Origin of the sequence: Phycicoccus sp. Soil748 (assembly GCF_001428025.1) — a bacterium.
Classification (GTDB): domain Bacteria; phylum Actinomycetota; class Actinomycetes; order Actinomycetales; family Dermatophilaceae; genus Pedococcus.
Map to the genome: position 1 here is coordinate 555,562 of NZ_LMSC01000006.1, position 16,784 is coordinate 572,345.

Annotated in this window: 19 protein-coding genes; 15 read left to right on the top strand and 4 right to left on the bottom strand. The window is 72.7% G+C overall.

The annotated features are described in order from the left end of the window. Positions 1 to 19 precede the first annotated feature (19 nt). The 10 genes from ASG70_RS07585 to ASG70_RS07630 all read left to right on the top strand — a co-directional run bounded on the left by ASG70_RS07585 (position 20) and on the right by ASG70_RS07630 (position 8,444). On the top strand, positions 20 to 916 hold the full coding sequence (locus ASG70_RS07585; protein ID WP_056883193.1) for a Rossmann-like and DUF2520 domain-containing protein: 897 nt from the start codon (positions 20 to 22) through the stop codon (positions 914 to 916). Further along, a complete protein-coding gene (gene panC / locus ASG70_RS07590; RefSeq protein WP_056883194.1) occupies positions 917 to 1,867 on the top strand; it encodes a pantoate--beta-alanine ligase in 951 nt (316 codons plus the stop codon). It abuts the gene before it with no gap. Positions 1,868 to 1,890: 23 nt separating this feature from the next. Continuing rightward, positions 1,891 to 2,319, top strand: coding sequence for an aspartate 1-decarboxylase (panD, locus tag ASG70_RS07595; protein ID WP_056883195.1), 429 nt, complete (start codon positions 1,891 to 1,893; stop codon positions 2,317 to 2,319). Then, a complete protein-coding gene (locus ASG70_RS07600) occupies positions 2,309 to 4,036 on the top strand; it encodes an L-aspartate oxidase (protein WP_056883196.1) in 1,728 nt (575 codons plus the stop codon). Before panD ends, ASG70_RS07600 begins: the two co-directional genes overlap by 11 nt. Continuing rightward, on the top strand, positions 4,033 to 4,911 hold the full coding sequence (nadC, locus tag ASG70_RS19250) for a carboxylating nicotinate-nucleotide diphosphorylase (RefSeq protein ID WP_056883197.1): 879 nt from the start codon (positions 4,033 to 4,035) through the stop codon (positions 4,909 to 4,911). The genes ASG70_RS07600 and nadC overlap by 4 nt, the downstream gene beginning before the upstream one ends. Positions 4,912 to 5,045: 134 nt before the next feature. Next, positions 5,046 to 6,506 (top strand): lysine--tRNA ligase, encoded by a 1,461-nt coding sequence (gene lysS / locus ASG70_RS07610; RefSeq protein ID WP_082590317.1) that lies wholly within the window; start codon positions 5,046 to 5,048, stop codon positions 6,504 to 6,506. Then, positions 6,503 to 6,706: a hypothetical protein gene (locus tag ASG70_RS07615; RefSeq protein WP_056883199.1), complete on the top strand. Its 204-nt coding sequence runs from the start codon at positions 6,503 to 6,505 to the stop codon at positions 6,704 to 6,706. The genes lysS and ASG70_RS07615 overlap by 4 nt, the downstream gene beginning before the upstream one ends. A gap of 74 nt (positions 6,707 to 6,780) precedes the next feature. Then, positions 6,781 to 7,119, top strand: a complete 339-nt coding sequence (locus tag ASG70_RS07620) for an Lsr2 family protein (RefSeq protein WP_056883200.1) — start codon at positions 6,781 to 6,783, stop codon at positions 7,117 to 7,119. Positions 7,120 to 7,316: 197 nt separating this feature from the next. Beyond that, entirely contained in the window at positions 7,317 to 7,838 is a 522-nt protein-coding gene (locus ASG70_RS07625) for a (2Fe-2S)-binding protein (RefSeq protein WP_156399876.1), read from the top strand. A gap of 111 nt (positions 7,839 to 7,949) precedes the next feature. After that, a complete protein-coding gene (locus ASG70_RS07630) occupies positions 7,950 to 8,444 on the top strand; it encodes a GNAT family N-acetyltransferase (protein WP_056883202.1) in 495 nt (164 codons plus the stop codon). A gap of 30 nt (positions 8,445 to 8,474) precedes the next feature. Here the strand turns inward: ASG70_RS07630 and ligD (ASG70_RS07635) are convergent, their stop codons facing one another. Genes ligD (ASG70_RS07635) through ASG70_RS07650 form a run of 4 tightly spaced genes read right to left on the bottom strand, consistent with a single transcriptional unit; the run spans position 8,475 to position 12,133 of the window. Next, positions 8,475 to 9,341, bottom strand: a complete 867-nt coding sequence (ligD, locus tag ASG70_RS07635) for a non-homologous end-joining DNA ligase (RefSeq protein ID WP_056883203.1) — start codon at positions 9,339 to 9,341, stop codon at positions 8,475 to 8,477. Next, positions 9,334 to 10,287, bottom strand: a complete 954-nt coding sequence (gene ligD, locus ASG70_RS07640; protein ID WP_056883204.1) for a non-homologous end-joining DNA ligase — start codon at positions 10,285 to 10,287, stop codon at positions 9,334 to 9,336. Before ligD (ASG70_RS07640) ends, ligD (ASG70_RS07635) begins: the two co-directional genes overlap by 8 nt. 50 nt (positions 10,288 to 10,337) lie before the next feature. After that, entirely contained in the window at positions 10,338 to 10,979 is a 642-nt protein-coding gene (locus ASG70_RS07645; protein WP_056883205.1) for a response regulator transcription factor, read from the bottom strand. Next, on the bottom strand, positions 10,976 to 12,133 hold the full coding sequence (locus tag ASG70_RS07650; protein WP_162253897.1) for a sensor histidine kinase: 1,158 nt from the start codon (positions 12,131 to 12,133) through the stop codon (positions 10,976 to 10,978). Before ASG70_RS07650 ends, ASG70_RS07645 begins: the two co-directional genes overlap by 4 nt. A 238-nt stretch (positions 12,134 to 12,371) precedes the next feature. Here ASG70_RS07650 and ASG70_RS07655 point away from each other — a divergent pair, with 238 nt between their 5' ends. The 5 genes from ASG70_RS07655 to ASG70_RS07675 all read left to right on the top strand — a co-directional run bounded on the left by ASG70_RS07655 (position 12,372) and on the right by ASG70_RS07675 (position 16,676). After that, positions 12,372 to 13,166: a hypothetical protein gene (locus tag ASG70_RS07655; protein ID WP_056883207.1), complete on the top strand. Its 795-nt coding sequence runs from the start codon at positions 12,372 to 12,374 to the stop codon at positions 13,164 to 13,166. Positions 13,167 to 13,302: 136 nt separating this feature from the next. Then, the gene (locus ASG70_RS07660) at positions 13,303 to 14,184 is read left to right on the top strand and encodes a Ku protein (RefSeq protein WP_056883208.1); all 882 of its coding nucleotides are present in this window, start codon (positions 13,303 to 13,305) and stop codon (positions 14,182 to 14,184) included. Next, positions 14,185 to 14,625, top strand: coding sequence for a DUF4440 domain-containing protein (locus ASG70_RS07665; RefSeq protein WP_200949215.1), 441 nt, complete (start codon positions 14,185 to 14,187; stop codon positions 14,623 to 14,625). Further along, complete coding sequence (map, locus tag ASG70_RS07670; RefSeq protein ID WP_056883210.1) at positions 14,622 to 15,401, top strand: type I methionyl aminopeptidase; 780 nt, start codon at positions 14,622 to 14,624, stop codon at positions 15,399 to 15,401. The genes ASG70_RS07665 and map overlap by 4 nt, the downstream gene beginning before the upstream one ends. 279 nt (positions 15,402 to 15,680) lie before the next feature. Beyond that, positions 15,681 to 16,676: a hypothetical protein gene (locus ASG70_RS07675; protein ID WP_056883211.1), complete on the top strand. Its 996-nt coding sequence runs from the start codon at positions 15,681 to 15,683 to the stop codon at positions 16,674 to 16,676. Positions 16,677 to 16,784: the final 108 nt, after the last annotated feature.

Below are 16,784 nucleotides of genomic sequence, written 5' to 3' on the forward strand. Positions count from 1 at the left end.
CAGGGGGTAGCGTGCTCGCGTGACTTCGGCGGACGAGCGACCCGCGCGGCTGGACGTCGGCGTGGTCGGGAGCGGCCGCGTCGGCGCGGTGCTGGGCGCCGCCCTGCGGCGTGCGGGCCACAAGGTGGTCGCCGCCTCGGGCGTCAGCGACGCCTCCCGGGACCGGGCCGAGGCGCTGCTCCCCGGGGTGCCTCTCCTGCCCGTCGAGGACGTCGTACGGCGTGCCGAGCTCGTCCTCCTGGCCGTGCCGGACGACGCGCTGGCCGACCTCGTGGCCGGGCTCGCGAGCACCGGGGTCTGGCAGGCGGGTCAGCTCGTCGTGCACACCTCGGGCCGGCACGGGCTCGAGGTCTTCGACGCCGCCCGCGAGCAGCACGTGCTCGGGCTGGCTCTGCACCCGGCGATGACGTTCACCGGGACCGCGCTCGACCTCGACCGGCTGGCCGACTGCTGCTTCGGCGTGACCGCGCCCGAGCCGCTGCGCCCGGTGGCGGAGGCGCTCGTCCTCGAGATCGGCTCGGAGCCGGTCTGGGTGGAGCAGGAGATGCGCCCGCTCTACCACGCGGCCCTCGCCCACGGCGCGAACCACCTGGTGACCCTCGTCGCCCAGTCGCTCCAGGCCCTGGCCGCCGCCGGCGTGGAGCACCCGTCACGGGTCCTCGGGCCCCTCGTGGCCGCGGCGCTCGACAACGCCCTGCGTGCAGGTGACGCTGCCCTCACCGGCCCCGTGGCGCGGGGGGATGCCGGTACGGTGGCCGAGCACCTGCGACAACTGCAGAGCCTCACCCCCGACATCCGGCCGACCTACGTGGCGCTCGCGCGGGCGACGGCCGAGCGGGCCCTGGCCAGCGGACGCCTGCGCGCGCACGCCGCGGCGCCACTGCTGGACATCCTCGCGAGCGATCAGGAGCACTGAGTGAGCCACCCCCGCCCCGTCAGCGCCGACGGTGCCGACCCCGTCCCCGGGACCTCGGGCCCCGCGGTCGCGCGTACCCGCGACGAGCTGCGCACCGCGCGCGCCAGCCTCACCGGGGGTGACGTCGCGGTCGTCATGACCATGGGAGCCCTGCACGAGGGGCACGCGACCCTCATCGAGACCGCCCGGCGCAAGGCCGCCCACGTCGTGGTGACGATCTTCCTCAACCCGCTGCAGTTCGGCCCGCGCGAGGACCTGTCCCGCTACCCCCGGACCTTCGACTCCGACATGGAGATCTGCCGGGCCGCCGGCGTCGACCTCGTGTTCGCGCCCACCCCCGACGTGATCTACCAGGACGGCGACCCGGGCGTGCGGATCTCCGCGGGGCCGCTCGGCACCGTGCTCGAGGGGCAGGCGCGACCCGGCCACTTCGACGGCATGCTCACCGTCGTCGCCAAGCTGCTGCACCTGACCGGCGCCGACAGCGCCTACTTCGGCCAGAAGGACGCCCAGCAGCTGCTGCTCATCCGCCGTATGGTGCGCGACCTCGACTTCCCGGTCGACGTGGTCTCCGTGCCGACCGTCCGCGAGGCCGACGGCCTCGCGATGAGCAGCCGCAACACCTACCTCACCGAGTCCGACCGCGAGGTCGCCCTCTGCCTGAGCAAGGCCCTTCGCGCCGGCGCTGCTGCCGCCGCAGAGGGGCCCTCGGCCATCCGGCGCGCCGCCCGTGCCGTCCTCGTCCGCGAGCCGCTCGCGCTGGTGGACTACCTGGTCCTCGTGCACCCGTCGACCCTCGAGGACGTCCCCGAGTGGTACCGCGGAGAGGCCCTGCTCGCGGTCGCGGGCCGGGTCGGCACCACCCGGCTCATCGACAACCTGCCCCTGCTCGTCGGGCCCGGCGGCCGGGCGCTCGAGGTCTTCTCGGACGTCTACACCGCCACCGCCTGAGCCCACCCCGAGGGAACCCACCCATGCAGCGCTTCATGCTCCACGCCAAGATCCACCGCGCCACGGTGACGCAGGCCGACCTGCACTACGTCGGCTCCCTCACCCTGGACCGCGACCTCATGGACGCGGCAGGCCTGCTGCCGGGCGAGCAGGTGGACGTCGTCGACGTCGACAACGGCAACCGGCTCACGACCTACGCCATCGAGGGCGAGCGCGGTTCGGGCATCGTCTGCATCAACGGCGCGGCCGCCCGCCTCATCTCGCCCGGCGACCTCGTCATCGTCATCGCGTACGCCGCCATGGACGAGGAGGAGGCCCGCACCCGCGAGCCGCGGGTCGTCTTCGTGGACCGGGACAACCGGGTCGTCGAGGTCGGCGACGACCCGGGCGACGTGCCGGACGGGTTCGGGCTGCGCACCTCCGCCGTGACCAGACACGCCCATGTCGGCTGACCGCCCGGGGGCTGACCGCCCGTCGGGCGACCAGGCGCTCGGTCCGCCGCTGGCCGTCCCGCGCTGGCTGGTCTCCGGTGAACCGGGCTGGACCACGTCGGCCGACGTGGTGGTCGTGGGCTCGGGCATCGCCGGGCTCACCACCGCGCTGCGGCTGCGCCAGCGCGTCGACCGGGTGCTGCTGGTCACCAAGACGGTCCTCAGCGAGGGGTCGACCCAGTGGGCGCAGGGCGGGATCGCCGCGGCGCTCGACCCGGCCGACTCCCCGCAGGAGCACTTGCACGACACCCTCGTCGCAGGGTGCGGGATCTGCGACGTCCCCGCCGTCACCGCCCTCGTCCACGAGGGGCCCGAGCGGGTGCGCGAGCTCGTGGCGCTCGGCGCCGAGTTCGACCTCGACGAGGAGGGTGAGCTGAGGCTCACCCGCGAGGGCGGCCACCACCGTGACCGCATCGCCCACGCCGGCGGCGACGCGACGGGCAAGGAGATCTCCCGCGCCCTCATCGCCGCCCTGCACGCCGTGCAGGACGACCCCGGCATCGAGGTGATCGAGCACGCCCTCGTCGTCGACCTGCTCCAGGACGTCGACGAGCGGGTGTGCGGCGTGACCCTCCACGTCATCGGCGAGGGCCAGATCGACGGCGTCGGAGCGGCCCTGGCCCGCGCCGTCGTGCTCGCCACCGGCGGCCTGGGGCAGGTCTACTCCGCGACGACGAACCCCTCCGTGGCGACCGGGGACGGCCTCGCGGCAGCCCTGCGCGCAGGGGCGGTGCTCACCGACGTCGAGTTCGTCCAGTTCCACCCCACGGTGCTGTGGCTGGGCGAGGGGTCCAGTGGGCAGCAGCCGCTGATCTCCGAGGCGGTACGCGGCGAGGGTGCGTTCCTGGTCGACCGCGACGGGGTGCGGTTCATGCAGGGCCGGCACCCGCTGGCCGACCTCGCCCCCCGGGACGTGGTGTCCCGCGCCATCGTCGACCGGATGCACGAGACGGGGGAGCAGCACGTGTTCCTCGACGCCCGCCACCTCGGCCGCGAGTTCCTCGAGCAGCGGTTCCCCTCGATCGTGGCGCGGTGCCGCGAGCTGGGCTTCGACCCGGCGGTCGACCTGCTGCCCGTGGCCCCGGCCCAGCACTACGCGAGCGGGGGAGTGCGCACCGACCTCGAGGGCAGGTCCTCCCTCGACGGCCTCTACGCCTGTGGAGAGGTGTCCTGCACGGGGGTCCACGGCGCCAACCGGCTCGCGTCCAACTCCCTGCTCGAGGGCCTGGTCTTCGCCCACCGCATCGCCGATGACATCAGCGCGCGACTGGCCGCCGGCGAGCTCCCACCGGTCGAGCCGGCGCCCGCTCCGGCAGGCACTGCACTGCTGGACGGGTCGGCCCGGGTGCAGGTGCAGGCCGCCATGACGGCCGGCGCCGGGGCGGTGCGCTCCGCCGGGTCGCTGGCGCAGACCGCGGCAACCCTCGTGGAGCTGGCCGCTGCGGCGACGTCGGAGGAGCCCGGACCCGAGTCGTGGGAGACGACCAACCTCCTGCACGTCGGGCAGGTGCTCACCCTCGCCGCGACGCTGCGCGAGGAGACCCGTGGCGGGCACGTCCGCTCCGACCACCCCGAGCTCGTCGACCCGGACTGGCGCGGCCACACGCACCTCGTCCGTGGCGCGGACGGCACGGTCACCACCTCCTTCGAACCCGTCCCCGAACAGGACCTCGCATGACCGACCTGCACTTCCCCGAGGATGCCGCGCTCGCCGTCGTCCGCACCGCCCTCGACGAGGACCTCGGCGGCCCCGACGGGGTCGACGTCACCACCTCGGCCACCATTCCTCCCGAGCAGGTGAGCAGGGCACACGTCGTGGCGCGCGCCGACGGCGTGCTCGGCGGCATACCCGTCGTCCCGCTGGTCTTCGACGAGGTCGCCCGTCGGCTCGGCGTCGAGCCGGTCCGCGCCACGCTCGAGCGGGCCGACGGCGACGGGCTCGTCCGCGGCGACGTGGTCGCCACCCTGGAGGGGTCGACGCAGGTCGTGCTCGTCGGCGAGCGCACGATGCTCAACATCCTGTGCCGCCTGTCCGGCATCGCCACCCACACGCGGCAGTGGGCCGAGCGGCTCGAGGGCACCGGCGCCACCGTCCTCGACACCCGCAAGACCACGCCCGGCCTCCGCGCGCTGGAGAAGTACGCCGTCCGCGCCGGCGGGGGCACCAACAAGCGGATGGGCCTCCACGACGTGGCCATGATCAAGGACAACCACAAGCTCGCGGCCGGCTCGCTGGCGGCGGCGTACTCCGCGGTGCGGGCCAAGTACCCCGACGTGCCGGTGCAGGTGGAGGTCACCACCACCGAGGAGGCGCTGGAGTCGGTCGGCGTCGGCGCCCGGTTCCTGCTGTGCGACAACATGTCCGTGGAGCTGCTGCGCCAGACGGTCGAGGCGGTCCGCGCGACCGGCGAGGCCGTCGAGCTCGAGGCGACCGGCGGGCTGACGCTCGACGTGGCCCGCGACTACGCCCTCACCGGCGTCGACTACCTCAGCGTCGGCGGCCTCACCCACTCCTCGCCGATCCTCGACCTCGCCCTCGACCTCGTCGGCTGACCCGCCCGTTGCCGGGCAGGCGCGATGCGAGGGCGCGGTGTGCCGCTGGGTACCCTTTGCGGGTGAGTGAAACCCCCACCGTGACCACCGCGAACCCGACGGACGCCCTGCCCGAGGCCGACCTGCCCGAGCAGATGCAGGTCCGCCGGGACAAGCGCGACCGCCTGCTCGCCGAGGGCAAGCAGGCGTTCCCGGTCTCGGTGGCGCGCACCCACACCCTCGCCGCGGTCCGCGAGCAGTGGGGGAACCTGGAGACCGGCGAGGAGACCCAGGACGTCGTCGGGGTCGCCGGCCGCGTCATCTTCATCCGCAACACCGGCAAGCTCGCGTTCGCGACCCTCCAGGAGGGCATCGGCACCCGCCTGCAGGTCATGCTCAGCCTGGCCGAGGTCGGCGAGGAGGCGCTCGCCGAGTGGAAGAGCACCGTCGACCTCGGTGACCACGTCTTCGTCGAGGGCCGCGTCATCTCCTCCCGCCGCGGCGAGCTCTCGGTGATGGCGAGCCGGTGGGAGATGGCCTCCAAGGCGCTGCGCCCGATGCCGGTCATGCACAAGGACCTGTCCGAGGAGTCGCGGGTGCGCCAGCGCTACGCCGACCTCATCGTGCGGCAGGAGGCCCGCGACATGGTGCGCACCCGCGCCGCCATCGTCAAGGCGGTCCGGACGACGCTGGAGGAGAGCGGCTACCTCGAGATCGAGACCCCCGTCCTCCAGCTGATCCACGGCGGGGCCACGGCCCGGCCGTTCCACACCCACCTCAACGCCTTCGACCAGCCCATGACGCTGCGCATCGCGCTGGAGCTCAACCTCAAGAAGGCCGTCGTGGGTGGCGTGGACAAGGTCTTCGAGATCGGCCGCATCTTCCGCAACGAGGGCGTCGACTCCACCCACAGCCCCGAGTTCACGATGCTCGAGGCGTACGAGGCCTACGGCGACCAGCGCACGATGGCCGAGCTCATGCGCGCGATGTTCCTCGCCGCGGCCGACGCCGTCGGCAGCCGCCAGGTGGAGACCCCGAAGGGCGTCGTCGACCTCGACGGCGAGTGGCGCTGGCTGCCGGTCTACCAGGGCGTGAGCGAGGCGGTGGGCGAGACCATCACCCCCGACACCGATGCAGGCACCCTGCGGGCGATCGCGGCGCGCCACGACGTCGAGGTCGACCCGGCGTGGGAGGCCTCCAAGATCGTCACCGAGCTGCTCGGCGAGCTGGTCGAGCCCCACCTGCTCCAGCCGACGTTCCTGTGCGACTACCCGCCGCACGCCCAGCCGCTCGCCCGGCCGCACCGCGACGACCCCGAGCACCTCATCGAGGCCTGGGACCTCATCATCGCGGGCGTCGAGCGTGGCACCGCGTTCTCCGAGCTCGTCGACCCCGTCATCCAGCGCCGCGTCCTGGAGGAGCAGTCGCTCAAGGCGGCCGGTGGCGACCCCGAGGCGATGCAGCTCGACGAGGACTTCCTCCGGGCGCTGGAGTACGGCGCGCCGCCCATGGGCGGGCTCGGCCTCGGCATCGACCGCCTCGTCATGCTGTTCACCGGCGCCAACATCCGCGAGACGATCCTCTTCCCGCACCTGAAGCCGGAGGCCACCCGGTGAGCGGGATCTGGCCCTACGTCGCGGCGCTGATCCCGTCGGCAGGCGTCGGCGTGCTCTTCTGGGTCGTCATCAAGAACATGATGGAGGGCGACCGCAAAGAACGCCTCGCACATTCGCAATGGGATGCCGCCCACACCCAGCACGACGAAGAAAACAGCGACAATTCCACGAATTCTGAGGCCGACCACAAAAACGGCTGAACGGACCTCTTTGCGCGGGGGCGCCCGAACCAATACTTTGATGGCACCCCGCACATTGTCCGAAAGGAATTCCGATGGCCCAGCGCGTCAACATCGTCCTCGATGACGACCTCGACGGCGGACCCGCCGACGAGACCGTGACCTTCGCCCTCGACGGCGTCAGCTACGAGATCGACCTCAGCAGCGCCAACGCCGCTGCCCTGCGAGACGCCCTCGCGCCCTACGTCGGGCACGGCCGCCGCTCCGGTGGGCGTCGCGGCTCCACCTCACGTGGCGGCTCTTCCGCCCGCTCGTCCGCAGGAAAGCGCGACCTCGCGGACGTGCGCGAATGGGCTCGCCAGAATGGCCACAAGGTGAGTGAGCGCGGTCGTATTTCGGCCGAGATCCAGGCCGCCTACGACAAGGCGCACTGAACCATCTCCCTCCACGGTCCGGCGGGTGGCATTTCGGGTGCTTCCCGTGAATGTCACCGGCCGCGTCGTTGACCTGGGCGAACGTGATGGAGGATTCCCTCGGCGCCCTGGTGCGCGCCATTCGACCGCACCTTGTGTGGCGTCTCGGCGCCGCATCCGGAGAAGTCTCCGACCTCCCGATGGTGTGGACCTCGCTGATGGCACCGCTCGATGGCGACCCGACGGCCGAGTGGCGGGCGGCGTTCGCCCGCGCGACCGGTCGGTACTACGGCACACCTCCGCCGCCGGCGATGCCGGCGGCCTTCGTCCTGCAGTGGTGCCTCGAGCTGCCGGCCACCCTCGGCGCCGCGGCGGCGCTGTCCGGTCCGTGGGTGCTCGACCCGCGCACGGCCGGCCTGAGCTTCGCGGTGGAGCCCACCGCCGCCTACCCGACGACCTTGCAGCTGCGCTCGGCCGGCGAGGTCGTCGACGACCCGGGTCGCCGGCTGGCGGCGGCCAGGGACGCCTACCTCGACGCCGGACGGGAGCTCGCCGCGGGCTACCACCCCGGGGTCAAGATCGGCCGGCACCAGCGGCTGGCGATGGTCGACGACCTGTGGGCGATGGCGTTGGCCAGGCTGCGCGGGCGCGGACCGGTCGAGCGGGCCTCGTGCTGCTACCTGTACGCCGTGCCCGGCACCCACGAGTGCGCCGGCTGCCCACGCCTGCGCCGCCGCTGAGCGCAGGACACCGGCGCAGGTCCCACGGGCGGTTCCCTTCCGTGGTCGCGCGTGGGCGCCGTCCCGGCTATTTCGTTTGCGTGGGCGAGCCGGCGTCGCTTGGCTGGCCGCATGACCGATCTGTTCACGCCACGGCTGGTCCTCCACCCCGTCGACGTCGCGGAGGGCGAACGCATCATCTCGCGCAGTGCGGGCGACGACGACCTGTGGGCGGCGGACTTCCCGCAGGAAGGCGACGTCATCTCCGTCGCTGCCTACCTCCGCCGTACGGCGGATGGCGGTGAGCAGCGCCCATTTGGCTTCTACCGGATCACCCGGGCCTCGGACGGACGGGCCATCGGAGGAATCGGCTTCAAAGGAGGACCCGACGGTGGGAGCGTCGAGATCGGCTACGGCCTGACCCCCTCGGCGAGGGGCAACGGCTACGCCGCCGAGGCCGTGGCTGCCCTCCTCAGCGTGGCGACCGATCACAGTGTTGACCGCGTCGCGGCCGATACCGACCGGGCCAACATCGCCTCGCAGAGGACCCTCGAACGAGCGGGGTTCACGCGCCGAGGCAACGGGGCCGACCTGTACTCCTACGAAGCCGTCCTCGGCACCAGCTGAACGCGCAGCAGAGCGCTCCGCCGGCACCGGTCAGAGAAGGTCGGCGACCAGGTCGCCGTCGGCGTCGAGCCGGTCGAGCACGTCGTCGAACATCAGCTGCTCGAGCTTCCTGCCCTCGGCGCCGGCCTCGACCTCGTCCCAGGTGCGGGGCGCCGCGACCGTCGGGGTCTCCTTGCCGCGCAGCGAGTAGGGGCAGATCGTCGTCTTGGCCGCGACGTTCTGGCTCCAGTCGAGGAACACCTTGCCGGGGCGCAGCGACTTGGTCATCTTCCAGACCACGAGGTCGGGATGCTTCTTGGTCAGCTCCTGCGCCAGCTGCTGGGCGAGGTCGCGGGTCTGGTCCGACGTCAGGTCGCCCGGCAGGGCGGCGTACAGCTGCATGCCCTTGCTGCCGCTGGTGACGGGGAACAGGTCCAGACCCAGCTCGCCGAGGCGGTCGCGGACCATGACGGCGACCCGGGCGCACTCGTGCAGGCCGGCCCCGGTGCCGGGGTCGAGGTCGATGACGAGCCGGTCCGGGTGCAGGCGCGCGCCGTCCTCATCGACCTTCCACTGCGGCACGTGCAGCTCGATCGAGTTGAGGTTGACCAGGTAGGTCAGCTGGGCGAGGTCCTCCACGACGGGGTAGGTCACGTCGTCGACCTTGACCCGGGGCAGCCAGGACGGCGCCCCCGACGGCAGGTTCTTCTCGAAGAAGCTCTGGTCGCCGGTGCCATGGGGCCAGCGCACCCGGGTCAGTGGCCGGGAGGCGAGCTGGGGCAGCAGCACGTCGGCGACCTGCGCGTAGTAGTTGAGCACCTCGCCCTTGGTCGTCTCGGTCGAGGGGAAGAGCAGCTTGTCGAGGCTCGTCAGCTTCAGCTTGCGGCCTTCGACGACGACCGAGGTGCTCTCACTCACCGGAGACCTCCGCCCGGGCGTCGGCCAGCAGGTCCTCGGGGGTGAGGTCGGTGCGCACGCCGAGGTAGGCGGGCTGCCGCAGCCGCCCGTCGCGCGTCACCTCCAGGGTGCGGGCCTCGACGACCACGCGCGGCTCCACCCAGAAGGCGCGCTCGGCGTCGATGCGGGGGACTGGTGTGTCGAAGGGTGCGGTGTCGCGCGCCAGCGGCCGCAGCAGCTCGGCCAGCTCGCGCTGAGCCTTGCCCGCGATCCCCGAACCCATCCGCCCGGCATACCTCCAGCCCTGTGGCGTGGCGATGCCGAGCAGGACGGCGCCGAGGCGGTCGGTGGTCCCGGTCTCCGGCCGCCAGCCGCCGACGACGGCCGACACCGTGGTGCGGTGCGGTGACTTCAGCCAGTCGGTGGACCGCCGTCCGGGCAGGTACGGCGCGGAGAGCCGCTTGCTCACGACGCCCTCGAGCCCCTGCTCACGGGTCGCGGCAAACAGCTCCTCGCCGTCGTCGTAGACGGGCGGGACCTGCCAGTGGCGGCCGGTGAGGTCGAGCCGCTCGAGCAGCTCGCGTCGCGCCGACAGCGGCTGGGAGGTGAGTTCGGCGCCGTACAGCCGCAGCAGGTCGAACACCATCAGCGTGACCGGTCGCACGGCCGACAGGCGCTCCGCCTTGCGGCGGTCCTTCACGTGCATCCGGTCGGCGAGCGCCCCGAAGGAGGGGCGACCGCCGTCCAGGGCCACCACCTCACCGTCGAGCAGCATGTCGTCGTAGAGGTCGGCCAGGGGTGCCAGCTCGGGGTAGCTCGCCGTGACGTCGTTGCCGGCGCGGGAGGTCAGGGTGAGGTGCCCGTCGCGGATGTCGGCGAGCACCCGCATGCCGTCCCACTTCACCTCGTGCACCCAGTCCCCGCCGTGGGGGATGGCGGTGGCCGCAGTGGCCAGCATGGGGCGCATGCCCGCATTGTGTCAGCGTGGCGTGAGACCGGAAGGGGATCGGACGCACCTCACGGCACGAGTCCGGCCTCGTGGGCCAGGACGACGAGGGCGACCCGGTCCCGCGCGCCCCACTTGGCCAGCAGGCGGGCCACGTGCGTCTTCACGGTGGTCTCCGAGATGTGCAGCGCGGCGGCGATCTCCGCGTTGGTCTGCCCCTGCGCGACACAGCGCATCACCTCCGACTCCCGGCCCGTCAGCCGGGCCAGGGCCGCCGCGTGCGCGGGGCCGGGTGCGCGCAGGTGCCCTGACACCAACCTGCGCAGGACCGCGGCGTCGAGCATGGTCTCGCCCTCGGCGACCGCCCGCACCGACGCCACGAGGGCGGCCCGCGGGGTGTCCTTGAGGAGGAAGCCGCTGGCGCCGGCACGAAGGGCCCGGACGACGTTCTCGTCGTCGTCGAAGGTGGTCAGCACGAGGACCCGGACGCCCGGACACTGCACGACCACCCTGCGGGTCGCCTCGATCCCGTCGAGCACCGGCATCCTCAGGTCCATGAGCGCCACGTCGGGCTGCTCCGCGCGACAGAGGGCGACGGCACTGGCACCGTCGGCCGCCGTGCCCACCACTTCGATGTCGTCCTGGGCGTCGAGGATGAGCGCGAAACCATCGCGCACCAGCTCCTGGTCGTCGACGACGACGAGCCGGATCATCGCAGGAGCACCGAGCCGGGCAGCTCTGCGCGCACCCGGAAACCGCCGTCGGGCAGGGGTCCGGACTCCAGTCGCCCACCGCAGGCCTCGATGCGCTCGCGCATGCCTTCGAGGCCGTGCCCGGCCCCGCCGCCGCGCCCCCGAGGGCCGCCGTTGAGGGATGCGGCGACTGGGCCATGCGTATCCCGTGACGCTCGGGCCGCTGGTGCCTCGCGGTCCGTGGCCCCCGTCGTGCCCGCGTTGTCGACCTGGACGCTGACGCCGTCGGCGGCCAGGGCGAGGCGGACGGACGTGGCTTGGGCGCCGGAGTGGCGGAGCGAGTTCGTGAGGGCCTCCTGCACCATCCGGAAGACCCCCGCCTCGGCGTCGGTGGAGAGCCTCAGGCCGGGTTGGGTGTCGAGGGTGACCGGCAGGCCTGCGGACCGGAACACCTCCACGAGACCGGGGAGGTCTGCGAGCCCGGCGTGCGACACGACCTCGGGCCGCCGCAGCAGGCCCAGGACCCCGCGGGTCTCGTCCAGGGCGGACCGGCCGGTGCGCTGGATGTTGCCGATCGCCCGTTTGGCGGCCGTGGGGTCGCGGGTGAGGAGCTCGTCGGCGACCTCGGCCTGGACCACGATGATCGAGAGGCTGTGCGCGAGCACGTCGTGCAGGTCTCTGGCCACGCGGAGCCGTTCCTCGGCGGCGACGGCCCGGGCGTCCGCCCGCGACTGCCGCTGGGTGGCCTCGACCCTCCGGTCGGCTTCCCGCAGCCACCACCCGAGCCCCCAGATCCAGACCATGTTGAGGCTCCAGGGCCACGTCGACGCGAGGGTCTCGCGGGGGCTGGCGGCCCCGCCGAGGAGTGCGCAGCCCACCGCGAGCGGCAGGGCGACCAAGGACAGGCGCGCCGAGCCGTGGCGGCCGGCGGCGAAGACCGCGAGCACGAGCAGGAACACCGCGGGGGCCGAGGCGATCGTCGTCCCCAACGCCGCCGGCACGAGGATCGACCCACCGGTCACGCACAGCGCCGCGAAGGGGATCCGGCGGCGCGTGACGAGAGTCGTAGCGGTCACCACCAGCGCGGCGGCCATCACCTCGCGAGAACCGACCACGACGTCCGCGGTCCAGATGTCGACCTGGGCCCAGAGCAGGAGCGCCAAGGGAGGGGCCACGTCGAGGACCGTGAAGGGTCCACGACCCAGCTCCCGGAGACGCCCGGCCTCCCACCACATGCGTCCACGGTAGGCCCGTCCCGTCACCACCGCGTCGTCCTGCGGGACGAGTGCCGTCCTGCCCGAGGACGACCCCGCGTACCCGATGGAGACGCAGTTCGGCCGCGCCGGCGGACGACGCGGATCCCGTGGCCCGGCAGCCTCGAGAGGCAACACCGGCCAACCCAAGGAGGTCCTCATGTCCGCCCCTCTCGCAGTCCCGTCCGCAGCGACGACGGCGTCCACGTGGGGACGCGTCCGCGTCCTCGTGCTCTGCCTCCTCTACACACTGCTGTCCGCATGGGCTCTGGTCATGGCCTCGTTCGGCACCGCCATGGTCGTCCTCCACCGCCTTCCCGACCCCCATGCCCTGACGTTCGGCGCGCTGGGGGCCGCCGCGTTCAAGATGCTGACCCTGGGTCCGGCCCTGGTGGTGCTGGTGACCCGCGGGCGCAGCGTCCTCGCGGTCCGGGCCCTGGTGCTCGGACAGGTCGTCTGGTTCGTGGACGACCTGGTCGCGCCGCAGGACCACGCCTCCCTCCCCGAGCTCATGGCGCGGTACGCCGTGTCGCTGGTGCTCTGGGTCGGTCCGTGGCTGGCGCTGTCGCCGGACCGCGCGCGTCTGTGGCGCGACCCGTGGCCGGTCCGCCCTCTCGTGGCGGCGCTGGCCGTGCTGTCCGCGCTCGTCTGTGCGCCGTGGGTGGCGACGATCACTCGGCTCGACGCGTCGGCGATGACCTCGGTGGGCAGCATGGCGGAGCTGCGGTACGACGTGGCGGGTCTCGGGCTTGCCGCGGTCGCAGCCCTGGGCCTCGCGGCCGTGTCGCGCGCGGTGTGGTGGGACCGGCTCGTGGCGGCGGCCCTGGCCTGGGCTGCGTTCGCCTGTGTCGTGGCTCCCCACGGCTACGGCTCCCCGGGCTACGTCGGTGCGGTGGCTGTGCTGCCGGCGGCCGCGCTGCTGTGGCTGGCGCGGCCCGACGGTCAGCGTTCCTGAGCCCTGACCGGCAGTGTTCCTGAGTCCTGACCGGCAGCGTTCCTGAGTCCTGCGCGCAGTACTGGTGAGCGCCTCCTCGGCATTCGTGAGCCGTGCGCGTGGCGTCCACCCCGCGGTATGGGCCAAGATCGGTGGTATGCGAGCCATCTGGAAGGGAGCGGTGTCGTTCGGGCTGGTCAACGTACCGATCCGGCTGTACTCCGCCACCGAGAACCACGACGTCCAGTTCCGCCAGGTGCACCGTGAGGACGGCGGCCGCATCAAGTACCAGCGGATCTGCAGCATCGACGGTGAGGTCGTGTCCTACGACGACATCGCGAAGGGCTACGAGACCGAGGACGGCGACATGGTCGTCCTGACCGACGAGGACTTCAAGGACCTGCCGTCGCGCAGCTCCAAGGAGATCTCGGTCGAGAAGTTCGTTCCGGCCGACCAGATCGACCCGATGCTGCTCGACAAGTGCTACTACCTCGAGCCCGACAAGGCCTCCACCAAGCCCTACGTGCTGCTGCGTGACGCGCTCGAGAAGGAGAACCGCATGGCGGTGGTCTCCGTCTCGATCCGCACCCGCATGACGATGGCGGTGCTGCGGGTGAGGGAAGGCGTCATCGTCATGCAGACGATGCTGTGGCCCGACGAGATCCGCAAGCCCGACTTCGCCCACCTCGACGACGACGGCAAGGCCACCAAGCAGGAGCTCGCGATGGCCGACCTCCTCATCGAGCAGCTGGCCGGCGACTACGAGCCCGACGACTACGAGGACGACTACGCCCTCGCGCTGCAGTCCCTGGTCAAGGCGAAGGTCGAAGGCGGCGAGGTGCAGGTGGCCGAGGAGTCCAAGGACGAGTCCGGCGAGGTCGTCGACCTGCTCGCGGCGCTGAAGAAGTCCGTCGACAAGGCCAAGGCCGCCCGCGGCGAGTCGACCACGGAGGAGAAGCCGGCTGCCAAGAAGGCGACCGCCAAGACGACCACGGCGAAGAAGACCGCCGCCAAGAAGACCGCGAAGAAGGCCAGCTGAGTGCCCACCTCCACGACAGGTATGCCGACCGACGACGACCTGGCGATCGTCACCGACTGCGAGCGGGCCCTGCTGACGGGAGCCGTGCGCGGTGACCGCCTGAGCGCAGGCCTCCTGCTGCACGAGGACTTCCACGAGTTCGGTGCGTCGGGCGTCGTCTGGGACCGCGAGTCGATCCTGCAGATGATGGAGGACGAGGCGGCCTCCGGGCCGGTCGACATCCGTGCCGAGCAGCTCGTCGCCAGCGGCCTGGCACCCGGCGTCGTCCTGGTCACCTACGACTCCGTCACGCCCTCGCGCCGCGCGCACCGCAGCTCGGTGTGGGTGCGCAGCGGCGGTCGCTGGCAGGTGCGCCACCACCAGGGCACCGTCGTCGCCGACGAAGCCGTCGACGGCGGTCCGGGTGCGGGTGCCGGGACCGGGTCGGAGCGCACCGCGTGATCGAGATCCTCGACCCGACCGAGGTGGACCGGGCGCGGGCGACCGGTGCCCTGGTCGCCGACATCCTGGCGTCACTGCGGTCGCGCAGCGTCGCCGGCACCAACCTGCTCGACATCGACCGGTGGGCGCGGGACATGATGCTCGCCGCCGGGGCGGAGTCCTGCTACGTCGACTACGAGCCGTCGTTCGGGCGCGGGCCGTTCGGCCACTACATCTGCACGTCGCTCAACGACGCCGTCCTGCACGGGCTGCCCCACGACGAGGTGCTGGCCGACGGTGACCTGCTGTCCCTCGACCTCGCGGTGTCCCTGGACGGTGTCGTCGCCGACTCGGCGATCAGCTTCGTCGTGGGCGGCGCCGGGTCGGCGGAGGACGAGGCGCTCATCGCCGCCACCGAGCGTGCGCTGCAGGCCGGCATCGCCGCGGCCGGGCCGGGTGCCCGCCTCGGCGACGTCTCCCACGCCATCGGCTCCGTCCTCGGCTCGGCCGGGTACTCCGTGAACACCGAGTTCGGTGGCCACGGCGTCGGGTCGACGATGCACCAGGACCCGCACGTCCCCAACACCGGCCGGCCCGGCCGCGGCTATGTCCTGCGCCCCGGGCTGCTGCTGGCCCTTGAGCCGTGGGTGATGGCCGACACCGCGGCACTCACCACCGACGCCGACGGCTGGACCCTGCGCAGCGCCACCGGCTGCCGGACCGCCCACAGCGAGCACACCGTCGCCATCACCGAGGACGGCGTCGAGGTCCTCACCCTGCCGAGCGCCCGCGCCTGACAACCCGAGCCTGCGGACCACGCAAGGCCCGAGTCGGGGCGGCGAGGACGGACGGCAACGGGCATACAGGGCTTGCGCCGCGGGAGTACGGTGACGCCAGCGTCGCGCAGTGAAGGGCCGGCGCACGGCGGAGGGGTGTTCGCGATGGGGCGAGCAGTGCGGTTCCCAGGGGCAGCGACGATCGCGTGCGCCGTGCTGGTGCTGGGCCAGGGCTCGGCGTCCGCCGAGCCGTCGCCAGAGACCCGACCTTCGCCGGCGAGACCCGCCTCGGCGCGGCCGATGGCGGTGCAGGCGCCGGCGGCAGCCCAGGCGGCCGACTTCGACACCGGCCTGAGCTTCGACACCCCCGCGGCGCAGGTCCCGCCCGGCAGCTGGGTCCTGCTCACCCCCAGCTACGTCGTGACTGGCACCCCGCCTGCCGGGGCTGACCTCGGCTTCAGCGTCACCTACCCCCGAGGCCTGGCGGTCGAGGCATCGAACGGTCAGTGCACCGTCTCCGCCGCGACACGCACGGTGCACTGCACCAGCCCTGCCGAGGGCGCCAGGCCGCAGATGCGGGTGACGGTGGACCGGGCCATGACACCGGGCCAGGTCCTCGTCCTCACGGCCACGGTCGACCCGGTGCCGGGCGACTCCGACCCCGGTGACGACGTGGCCACGGCGACAGTGACCGTGGTGCCGCTCGAGGCGCACGTGGACGTGACGGCACCAGCCACGGCGCGGGAGGGCCAGGTGTTCACGGTCGTCGTGCGCCTGCGGAACGATGGTGACGTCCCGGTGGGCGACGACTTCCGGGGCTCGGTCACCATGAGCGACTCGGGACCGGGCGGTGGCGAGGAGCTGTTCCGCTGGGTCTCCCTGCCACCCACCTGCGGCACCGACCCTGCCTCCTACCAGTGCGGTGCGGGCGGGACCGTGCCTCCCGGAAGCAGCACGACGTACAGCTTCCGGCTCGAGGCGCTGCCCGGGGCTGCCGGGAAGTCGTTCACGATGTCGGCGAGGTGGAACCCGACGGCGACCACCCAGGTCGAGGACGCCGTGCGCGTCCGCATCCTCCCCGCGGTTGCGGTGGTGCGCCCTGGGCCCGGCACGAGGACCAGCCCCGTGAGGCCCGTCGCCCCAGCCACCGCAGCACCTGCAGCGCCAGAGCTCGCCGCCACCGGTGCGAACGACCTGCTCCTCGGCGTCTTCGGCCTCGGGCTGCTCGTCGTGGGTTGTCTTCTCCGGCGGTTCGGGCCGACCGGCCGGCGCGCCCCACACCCCTCCTCGTCGTGACGGCGAGCGGCGTGGACGGCCGGACGGGCCACCGGTCCGGCTAGGTGTACTGACCTGGCAGGTTGGTTGAGGGAGTGCGACTCCTCGATCTGAGGGGATGACGTGGGA

Bases quoted from the DNA above. Each gene is read 5' to 3' on its own strand.
- panD (WP_056883195.1), top strand. From the start codon at position 1,891: ATGCAGCGCTTCATGCTCCACGCCAAGATCCACCGCGCCACGGTGACG.
- ASG70_RS07600 (WP_056883196.1), top strand. From the start codon at position 2,309: ATGTCGGCTGACCGCCCGGGGGCTGACCGCCCGTCGGGCGACCAGGCG.
- nadC (WP_056883197.1), top strand. From the start codon at position 4,033: ATGACCGACCTGCACTTCCCCGAGGATGCCGCGCTCGCCGTCGTCCGC.
- lysS (WP_082590317.1), top strand. From the start codon at position 5,046: ATGCAGGTCCGCCGGGACAAGCGCGACCGCCTGCTCGCCGAGGGCAAG.
- ASG70_RS07620 (WP_056883200.1), top strand. From the start codon at position 6,781: ATGGCCCAGCGCGTCAACATCGTCCTCGATGACGACCTCGACGGCGGA.
- ASG70_RS07625 (WP_156399876.1), top strand. From the start codon at position 7,317: ATGGCACCGCTCGATGGCGACCCGACGGCCGAGTGGCGGGCGGCGTTC.
- ASG70_RS07630 (WP_056883202.1), top strand. From the start codon at position 7,950: ATGACCGATCTGTTCACGCCACGGCTGGTCCTCCACCCCGTCGACGTC.
- ligD (WP_056883204.1), bottom strand. From the start codon at position 10,287: ATGCGCCCCATGCTGGCCACTGCGGCCACCGCCATCCCCCACGGCGGG.
- ASG70_RS07645 (WP_056883205.1), bottom strand. From the start codon at position 10,979: ATGATCCGGCTCGTCGTCGTCGACGACCAGGAGCTGGTGCGCGATGGT.
- ASG70_RS07655 (WP_056883207.1), top strand. From the start codon at position 12,372: ATGTCCGCCCCTCTCGCAGTCCCGTCCGCAGCGACGACGGCGTCCACG.
- ASG70_RS07660 (WP_056883208.1), top strand. From the start codon at position 13,303: ATGCGAGCCATCTGGAAGGGAGCGGTGTCGTTCGGGCTGGTCAACGTA.
- ASG70_RS07675 (WP_056883211.1), top strand. From the start codon at position 15,681: ATGGCGGTGCAGGCGCCGGCGGCAGCCCAGGCGGCCGACTTCGACACC.